Below are 8,664 nucleotides of genomic sequence, written 5' to 3' on the forward strand. Positions count from 1 at the left end.
CTTAAACGTACTTGATTAAAACCTTCGGTGAGATGTTTTAGAACATGAAATGGATCCGCACATACGATGGCTTTTGGAAAATAGATATGGGCAATATCTCTGTAGTTATCGTACAAATCTATTGAAATATACTTTACGTTATGCAATTCAGACTTATTTGTGTACTTATTCAATGTCTGAGCTCTTATTGCGGATAGGTAATTGGCAATATAGGCTTTTTTTCTATCAGGTAATACATCAACAATCTCACCGGTAATAAAATCCATAAATATGCACATATAAAGAGAATCATAATTTGACTGAGGAAAGAAGTGTTCATCGATAGAGAGCACTTCGGGAAGCGGTTTTCTTTTGATGTCTACATGTTTATCGAAAATCTGAATAACTTTTGTCACTGAAATATTATACCTGGCAGCTACAGCAGAATATGTATTGGCTACAAATTTAAGATCTTTTAATACGTTTATTTTTGTTTCCAGAGTAACAGATTCTCCTGTATTGATAAAAGGGTTCTTTTCACTAAAAGAAGAACTGCAATCTTTGCATAGATATCGGCGACGCTTGTAAAAGATTATACATTTTCGATTAACCAGGGTTGAATGAATAAGTTTTCGCTTGGTAAAACCATTACCAACAATATGACAAGAATCACAATAGGGGCACCTAAGGTTAGATACTGGTTTCAACTTCACGAAGAAATTCAGTGAGTGATCAGAATTTTTGATAGAATCAATAGATTCAATTTGATCGTAATTGATATTTAATATATCTGTGATAAACTTTTGATTGGATATTATAAAAATCCCTCCTAGCATTATGATTTGTGATAATTTCATTCTATACTAGGAGGGATATTTTTATGAATATATCCACACAAATATTTAAAGGATAACCACACAAATTGTGAAAGCTAATTTCAAGCTTCAAAATGCCAGATTTGTCCACACAAATCTTTAAAGCCCGTCCACAACACAAAATTATTTATAGTGCTTATTAAAAAAAGTTCAAATGTTTTTGAACTTTTTTAGTTTCCATTATTTTGTGGTAAATAAGGTCTTAATGCATCGGCTAAATTATGAATGTTTCGAGTTTGAATATAAACGGTTCCATTTCCATGGAATACATTGACCAATCCTTCACCTGTTGTAAATCCAAAAGTACCCGAAGCAATTTGAATCTGATAATCCAAAGAAGCATCCCAGGCTACAACGTGTTCATTATCAATGGTAATTGGACGATCATGGCTGACTTCTACTGCTAAAATATCTCCAAAAGATGAAACGATAATATCTCCGGAACCAACCGTTTTCATCACAAACAAACCACCAGTTCCACCAAAGAAGGCTTTTCCTAGATCCTGAGCCTGCATCTGATAGTTTACACTGTCATCACAAGCGACAAAAGCACCTGTATTTAAACAATATTGAGTATTTCCACCTACATGAAGACAAGTCAGTTTTCCTGGGATGGAAGGGGCAATTCCAACAAACGCATTGGGACCCACTCCGCTTGCCTGGGTGATAAACATGCTTTCTCCACTTGTAACACTTCTTCCAATGGCACCTAAAAGACCACCCAATCCTTTTTTCTGACTATTCATTTTTCCTTCTAAAGATACATTAGATAAGTAAACCATAGATCCTCTTTCCATTTTAATGGTTTCTGTAGGAGCTAAGGATACTTCAAGTAATGGACAGTCGCTGTCACCTTTAATTGTATATTTCATTGTATATACCTCCAAAATCATATTACGCCATATATAAAAAAAGTCTAGTGTGAATATTATAGTTGTTTTTGGCTCTTATTTTCCATTTAACCATTGAAATCATACTGTATTTATATATCTTATTGATGTTGCATTTAAATCAATGATATGATTAATCTATAAAAATTTATCAGGTAGTATAAAACATTTAAAATCGGTAAGAATGGATTTAATAATAGTATTGAAATGTATATGTTTGAGATTACCTGAAATGAAAGGAGAAAACGTGTGAAAAAATTTTTATCTTTATTATTCAGTCTTGTCTTATTGTGTGCTTGTTCTTCTCAAGATAATAATGTAAAAAGTGTGGTAGACAATTACTTCTCTTCTGTTCAAAGTGGAGACTATCAGGGTGCCGTATTCTATTATAGCGATGATGTAGAAGATGGATATGAAATCAGTGGCTTACAAGAGGAATTAAATGAAATCTATCAGGAATATGATTTAGGAGAGGATTTTGAAGATGCCAGCAATGATTTTGTTTCTAATGTTTTAAAAAGACTGGTCAGCTCTTATACAATCAAGGAAGTTCAAGTCAATGGTAATGAAGCGATTGTAGAAGCCGAAGTAAATGGAATACATACCGATGCTCTTAATTTTGATAATATAGATGATGAGCTAAACGGGGAAATCGATGATTATACTAAGAATAATGAATCTGTTTTACAACAACTGTATCTTGAACAAGGGGAAGATGCGATGTATGCTAAAATTTATAAAGATTTTACGAAAATCGTATATGACTGGATGAATGAACAGGTGAATCAGGCAGATACAATTGATTATAAAGTCCGTCTTGAATTAAAACAGGTGGATTCACAATGGAAAATTTCTGAAATTGGTATTTATGATTATGAACTCAATTCTTGAGTTCTTTTTTCTGATAAAAATAAACGACTGGCAATAGGAGATATGCCAGTCTCATAATAAGAAAAGGTTGAAGTTTTGCTATTTTATGGAGGATATGCGCACTTTTCTTATTGTAATAACATTATAATCTAAGATTTTCGCATAATTATGTGAAATGTAAAAAAAATAAAGAAATACGTAAAAATTAGGTACAATATTATAAAAACAAATAATTTTTGGTACAATATCATAAAGGAGATTTAGAAATGGAATTTGCACAGACAAAAGAAATATTAAATGATTTATTGTTTCAATATAATGGAAATGGAGATACAAAACCAGGAATTTTAAAGGTTACTGAAGCCATGGGAGGATGCTTTTATTTAACATACCAAAATGAGAAAGGAAAACAAAATATTAAAATTGATCCAAGTCAGTTTACTTGTAAGGGAACATTGGCAAAATATATTTTGAACCTGGTATTTTAAATATGAAGAAGCTGGTATTGATTGGAATCTGTTTAGCTATGATGGGTTGTACAAAGGAAGAACCTGTCATTATAGAAGATAAAAATAAGGAAGAAATAATTGTTGAAGAAGTAAAAGAAGTGGATGATCTGTCTGAATTGAATCAGATGATATCCGATTATATTCAGACTAGCGAATTGGATCCATCTATGGTCTCTTATGCGATACAGGATCTGCAGACAGGAAAGATTACAGGCTCAGCCAATATGGATGAAAATTTTACAGCAGGCAGTGTTTATAAGCTTCCTCTTTGTATGCTTTGGTACGATCGCATTGACCAGGGACTTGTTTCAGCCAGTCAGCCTTTATATTACAGTGAATCCTGCAATGAACCAGGAGGACAGATTGAAAAAGATTTTCAGATAGGAAGCTATATTCCTTTATCAACGGTACTTGCCTATACATTGATATATTCTGATAATGCTGGAGGTCATATTTTATTTGAGAGTATAGGTGGATGGACAGAATATAAAAAACAGGCTGCAAATTATAGTTCTCATCCACAAAATGAAGAATTCTTTTCTCTGTCCAATTATTTAAATGCACAATATATGTGTGATGTCATGAAACAAATTTATGACAATCAGGAATTATATAAAGATGTAATCGAATATTTAAGAATTGCATCTCCAGATGATTATTTGAATCATACGATTCAGGTTGACATGGTTCAGAAAGTAGGCTGGTGTGAAAATTTTGTGAATTCATGTGGTCTATCTTTAAATGGGCATCCTTATTCATTATGTGTATTTACAGCTTATAATAACTATGGATTGACGGTTATGGGAGATATAAATCAGATTTGTTACAATTATTTCAATCAATAGTTTCATTTTCTTACATTTTTTTCAAAAAAGAATTGACAATGGAATAAATTGGTCTAAAATAAAGACATAAAGATGTTGAACAGAAGAGTACATTAAGAAACACATTTTAGAGAGTCTGAGATGGTGGAAATCAGATATGGAATGCTTAGTGGAAGATGGTCTGGGAGTCGTAAAGGTGATATGTAGTCTTTACCGGGATTGCCCGTTATCGCAATAGAGTATAACTTATTTATAGCGTACTTGAAGAGGCACCAATTGTGAGATTGGCGTAAAATTAGGTGGTAACACGTATTATACACGTCCTAATACAGGACGTGTTTTTTTTATCTAACCTGACCTTTTCAAGAAAGAGAAAAAGGAGGAAAAAGCGATGAACAAGTTATTAAAAATTGGTGCCGCAGCCATCTTAGCTGCCAGTGTATTAGTGGGATGTGGATCAAAAGGTGGATCCGATGATGACAAAACCATTAAAGTAGGAGCTACAGCGGTTCCACATGCAATGATTTTAAACGATGTTGTAAAAGATATTTTAGCTGAAGATGGTTGGAATCTTGAAGTTGTTGAATTTACGGATTATGTAACACCAAATACTTCATTGGAAGAAGGAGAAATTGATGCGAACTACTTCCAGACACTAGGATATTTAAATGATCAGAATGAAACACGTGGACTTCACTTGAAAGCCGTAGCTGGAATTCATTATGAACCAATGACAATTTTTGCTAAAGATGCGGATTCTCTGGATGCTTTAGAAGATGGAGCTACTATTGTTGTTCCAAATGATTTCGATAATGAAAAACGTGCTTTAACTGTATTGGATCAAGCTGGTTTGATCAAATACGATGCTGACAGTGTTGCAGATGATGGTTCTCCATTAGATGGAATTGTTGAAAACACTAAAAATTTCAAAATTCAGGAAGTAGAAGCTGCTTCTGTACCTCAATATAAAGACGATGCGGCTGCATTAGTTGTAAATGGAAACTATGCTTTGGAAGCAAATTTAAAAGATTCTGCAAATGCAATCTTTGTTGAAACACCAGATATTGAAGCCAGAACAAATTATGTAGTTGTTAAAGAAGGTAATGAAGAAACTGAAAAAACAAAAGCCTTAGTAAAAGCAATGACTTCACAGGAAGTAAAAGATTATATTGAAGAAAATTATGGTAGTGCAGTAATCTGTGTATTCTAATAAAATAAGAGGCACGATCGTGCCTCTCTAGTTTTATGGAATTAAAGTTTTAATTTTATAAAACTGGAGACAGGAGGAGAAATATGATTGAAGTAAAAAATTTGTGTAAAAATTTTGGGGATCTGGAAGTCATTAAAGATGTATCTTTTACAATTGAACAAGGAGATATTTTTGGAATCATAGGACAATCGGGAGCAGGGAAATCCACTTTGCTGCGTTGTTTTAATGGTCTGGAAGATTATCAGAGTGGAAGCATTGTGGCACTTGGAAAAGAAGTAAAAGATCTGAATAAAAAAGAACTTCAGTATATGCAGAAAGATATGGGAATGATTTTTCAGAATTTTAATTTGTTGAATCGATTAACCGTTTATGACAATATTGCTTTACCCCTTCGTTTCTGGAAACAGAATCCAAAGGATAAAGAAAATGCGGATCGAATTCATGAATTATTAAAGCTGGTTGGTCTGGAAGATAAAATTAACAGTAAACCAAGGGAACTGTCAGGTGGACAGAAACAAAGGGTAGCCATTGCTCGTGCTTTAGTAATGAATCCCAAAATCTTATTGTGTGATGAAGCAACCAGTGCTTTGGATCCTAAAATCACTCAGGATATTCTGGCTTTATTACAGAAAATCAATGAAGAATTAAATATTACAATTGTTGTGGTTACACATCAGATGGAAGTTGTAAAACAGATCTGCAATAAAATGGTGTTTTTAAAGCATGGTAAAATTGTTGCCTCTGGAAAGCCAGAAGAATTGTTTGTATCTTCAAATGAAGATATTCTGGATTTTACTGGAAATGATGTAGATATTTTACCAGAAACAGGAATTAATATTAAATTGTTCTTTTTAAACAGCAATTCTAAATCTCATACTATTACTTCTTTAGCAAGAGATTTAAATCTTGATTTTGATATTTGTCAGGGAAAATTAGAAAATTTTAGAGGAAGAATACTAGGTTCCTTAATTATTAATATTGATGAAAAAGATAAAGAACGTGTTTTAGACTATCTGAAACAATGCAATGTAGAATGGGAGGTTATTGAAAATGTTTAATACGATGGTGGAAGCAACCAATCAGACTTTATATATGGTTTTTGGTTCTACTTTATTTTCAGTTATTTTAGGATTTGTTCCAGCTATTATTTTAGTATTAACCGCTCCAGACGGATTAAAACCCAATAAAGTTATCTATCAGGTACTGGATTTTATTGTGAATACATTTCGATCCTTTCCATTTATCATTCTATTGATTCTGGTCATTCCTGTCACTAGAGCTATTGTAGGAACTTCATTAGGATCAACAGCAGCTATTGTTCCTTTGACAATTAGTGCTATTCCTTTTGTAGCTCGTGTTATTGAATCGGCTCTTCGCTCGGTCGATCCTGGATTGATTGAGGCTGCTAAATCATTTGGAGCCAGTGATATGCAGATTATTGTACATGTATATTTTAAAGAAGCCTTTCCAAGCATATTATCCGGTATTATTCTAACAATGATATCTATTATTGGATATACAGCTATGGCTGGTTCTGTTGGTGGAGGCGGACTTGGGGACGTTGCCATTCGAAGAGGATATCAGGCTTACAATTTAAATTATCTGTTTGTGACTTCTTTAATACTGATTGTCATTGTACAAATCATTCAGAATATTGGAAATTATTTATATAAAAAATTATCTTAGGAGCGAATATGAAAACGATTTATTTAGCCGGTGGATGTTTCTGGGGAATGCAGATGTTTTTTGATCAGTTCTCTTTTGTGAAAGAAACAAGAGTTGGATATGCCAATGGTTTTGTAGAAAACCCAAACTATAAAGATGTAAAAGCACAGAAAACAGGACATGCGGAAACCTTAAAGATTGTATATGAAGACAATGTGAATTTAGATGAATTATTAAATTTCTATTTTGAAGTGATCGATCCTACTTCATTAAATAGACAGGGAGAAGATCAGGGAAGTTCATATCGTACAGGAATTTATTATGAAGATATAAAAGATCTTCCAATTATTGAAAATAAAATAAGAGAAATTCAAAAACAGTATAATAAACCTGTAGTGGTAGAAGTAGATAAACTTCATAACTTTTATGATGCAGAAGAATATCATCAGAAATATCTGGAAAAAAATCCAAATGGGTATTGTCATATTCCAAAAGAATACATGACAAAATATAAGTAAGTTAACCGCTTACATGACGATTCTATCCTTTTTTTGATAATTAAGTTATGCTATATTATAAGTAAAGAATTTCAAAATCTTTGGAGGATCAGATCATATGATTAAAAGAATTGGTATATTAACTTCAGGTGGAGATTCACCGGGAATGAATGCTGCCATCCGTGCGGTAACACGTGTGGGAATTAATAGTGGTTTGGAAGTTTTTGGTATTTATAATGGATATAAAGGAATGACAGAAGGTTATATTGAACCTTTGACAAGAGATTCAGTTTCCCAGATATCAAATCGTGGAGGAACAATTTTAGGTTCGGCACGTTTACCTGAATTTAAAGATATTGCGGTACGTGAAAAAGCAATCAAACAATTAAAGAAGCGTGGAATTGAAGCGGTTGTTGTAATTGGAGGAGATGGTTCTTATCGTGGTGCCTTATCTTTAACGGAAATGGGAATTAACTGTATTGGATTACCAGGAACAATTGATAATGATATTACTTGTACAGATTATACAATTGGATTCTATACCGCTTTACAGACAATTGTTGAAGCTGTCGATAAATTGCGTGATACATCGAATTCACATCATAGATGCTCAATTATTGAAGTAATGGGAAACCGCTGTGGAGATTTGGCATTGTATGCAGGAATTACTTGTGGGGCAGATATTGTAATCACCAAAGATACAGGATTTAATGAAGCAGATGTTTTGGATCGTTTACGTGAACTGGATACCATTCGTAAGAAAAAACATGCGATTGTTATTATCAGTGAAAAAATTACAGATGTAGATGAATTTGCGAAAAAAGTTTCTTTAAATACAGGTTTCTCAGGAAGAGCTACAGTTTTAGGACACATTCAGCGTGGTGGATCTCCTTGTCCATTCGATCGTCTGATTGCCAGTCAGATGGGAGAAAAGGCTGTGGATCTATTGATGCAGGGAATTGGTGGACAATGCGTATGCATTCGTGAAAATAAAATTGTATCTTATCCTATTGAGAAAGCATTGAAGATGCCTTCTGATTCAAGAAAACCATTAACAAATTTATTTGAACGATTAATCTAAGAGCACAAAATGAAATGAACCCCAAAAATTGGACTTCCAATTAAGGAGGTTCATTTTCTTTATGGGAAAGCTTACAAGAGAACAAAAAATCGAAATTTACAAGAAACGAAAACAAGGAATATCATACAAGCAATTACCAAATCAGTATGGAATACGTCGTACCAATATAATATACTTGGTTCGCTTAATAGATAGTCACGGGGTTGAAATTTTAAGACAAGATAGAAATCGATACTATTCACCAGCGCTAAAAGAAGAGATTAT

Annotated in this window: 10 protein-coding genes, 1 pseudogene and 1 other annotated feature; of the genes and pseudogenes, 9 read left to right on the plus strand and 2 right to left on the minus strand. The window is 33.1% G+C overall.

The window, feature by feature from the left end; all coding sequences use genetic code 11:
* The coding region (locus FYJ50_RS10305; RefSeq protein ID WP_205946517.1) for a transposase at positions 1-836 on the minus strand (836 nt) is incomplete at its 3' end.
* A gap of 188 nt (positions 837-1,024) precedes the next feature.
* Positions 1,025-1,726: a TIGR00266 family protein gene (locus FYJ50_RS10310; RefSeq protein WP_154461654.1), complete on the minus strand. Its 702-nt coding sequence runs from the start codon at positions 1,724-1,726 to the stop codon at positions 1,025-1,027.
* 267 nt (positions 1,727-1,993) lie between these two features.
* On the opposite strand from FYJ50_RS10310, the gene FYJ50_RS10315 reads away from it, so the two are divergent.
* The 9 genes and pseudogenes from FYJ50_RS10315 to FYJ50_RS10355 all read left to right on the plus strand — a co-directional run.
* Positions 1,994-2,635: a nuclear transport factor 2-like protein gene (locus FYJ50_RS10315; RefSeq protein WP_154461656.1), complete on the plus strand. Its 642-nt coding sequence runs from the start codon at positions 1,994-1,996 to the stop codon at positions 2,633-2,635.
* Between the two features lie 245 nt (positions 2,636-2,880).
* Positions 2,881-3,102, plus strand: a complete 222-nt coding sequence (locus FYJ50_RS10320; protein ID WP_154461658.1) for a hypothetical protein — start codon at positions 2,881-2,883, stop codon at positions 3,100-3,102.
* 2 nt (positions 3,103-3,104) lie between these two features.
* Complete coding sequence (locus tag FYJ50_RS10325; protein ID WP_154461660.1) at positions 3,105-3,968, plus strand: serine hydrolase; 864 nt, start codon at positions 3,105-3,107, stop codon at positions 3,966-3,968.
* 66 nt (positions 3,969-4,034) lie between these two features.
* Positions 4,035-4,276, plus strand: a binding site (T-box leader).
* Positions 4,277-4,338: 62 nt separating this feature from the next.
* Positions 4,339-5,157: a MetQ/NlpA family ABC transporter substrate-binding protein gene (locus FYJ50_RS10330; protein ID WP_154461662.1), complete on the plus strand. Its 819-nt coding sequence runs from the start codon at positions 4,339-4,341 to the stop codon at positions 5,155-5,157.
* An 83-nt stretch (positions 5,158-5,240) separates the two neighbouring features.
* Positions 5,241-6,215 carry a methionine ABC transporter ATP-binding protein gene (locus tag FYJ50_RS10335; protein ID WP_154461664.1) on the plus strand — a complete coding sequence of 325 codons (975 nt, stop codon included), beginning with the start codon at positions 5,241-5,243 and terminating at the stop codon, positions 6,213-6,215.
* Positions 6,208-6,843, plus strand: coding sequence for a methionine ABC transporter permease (locus FYJ50_RS10340; RefSeq protein ID WP_154461666.1), 636 nt, complete (start codon positions 6,208-6,210; stop codon positions 6,841-6,843). Before FYJ50_RS10335 ends, FYJ50_RS10340 begins: the two co-directional genes overlap by 8 nt.
* A gap of 8 nt (positions 6,844-6,851) precedes the next feature.
* On the plus strand, positions 6,852-7,340 hold the full coding sequence (msrA, locus tag FYJ50_RS10345; RefSeq protein WP_154461668.1) for a peptide-methionine (S)-S-oxide reductase MsrA: 489 nt from the start codon (positions 6,852-6,854) through the stop codon (positions 7,338-7,340).
* A 97-nt stretch (positions 7,341-7,437) separates the two neighbouring features.
* The gene (gene pfkA / locus FYJ50_RS10350) at positions 7,438-8,400 is read left to right on the plus strand and encodes a 6-phosphofructokinase (RefSeq protein WP_154461670.1); all 963 of its coding nucleotides are present in this window, start codon (positions 7,438-7,440) and stop codon (positions 8,398-8,400) included.
* A gap of 61 nt (positions 8,401-8,461) precedes the next feature.
* Positions 8,462-8,664, plus strand: a pseudogene (locus FYJ50_RS10355) (IS3 family transposase); the annotation flags it as partial.

The sequence above is a fragment of the Floccifex porci genome (assembly GCF_009696175.1).
Taxonomy (GTDB): domain Bacteria; phylum Bacillota_I; class Bacilli_A; order Erysipelotrichales; family Erysipelotrichaceae; genus Floccifex; species Floccifex porci.

What these genes read in the sequence shown, in the direction of transcription:
- FYJ50_RS10310 (WP_154461654.1), bottom strand. Translation starts at nt 1,726, where the DNA reads ATGAAATATACAATTAAAGGTGACAGCGACTGTCCATTACTTGAAGTA.
- FYJ50_RS10320 (WP_154461658.1), top strand. Translation starts at nt 2,881, where the DNA reads ATGGAATTTGCACAGACAAAAGAAATATTAAATGATTTATTGTTTCAA.
- FYJ50_RS10325 (WP_154461660.1), top strand. Translation starts at nt 3,105, where the DNA reads ATGAAGAAGCTGGTATTGATTGGAATCTGTTTAGCTATGATGGGTTGT.
- FYJ50_RS10330 (WP_154461662.1), top strand. Translation starts at nt 4,339, where the DNA reads ATGAACAAGTTATTAAAAATTGGTGCCGCAGCCATCTTAGCTGCCAGT.
- FYJ50_RS10335 (WP_154461664.1), top strand. Translation starts at nt 5,241, where the DNA reads ATGATTGAAGTAAAAAATTTGTGTAAAAATTTTGGGGATCTGGAAGTC.
- FYJ50_RS10340 (WP_154461666.1), top strand. Translation starts at nt 6,208, where the DNA reads ATGTTTAATACGATGGTGGAAGCAACCAATCAGACTTTATATATGGTT.
- msrA (WP_154461668.1), top strand. Translation starts at nt 6,852, where the DNA reads ATGAAAACGATTTATTTAGCCGGTGGATGTTTCTGGGGAATGCAGATG.
- pfkA (WP_154461670.1), top strand. Translation starts at nt 7,438, where the DNA reads ATGATTAAAAGAATTGGTATATTAACTTCAGGTGGAGATTCACCGGGA.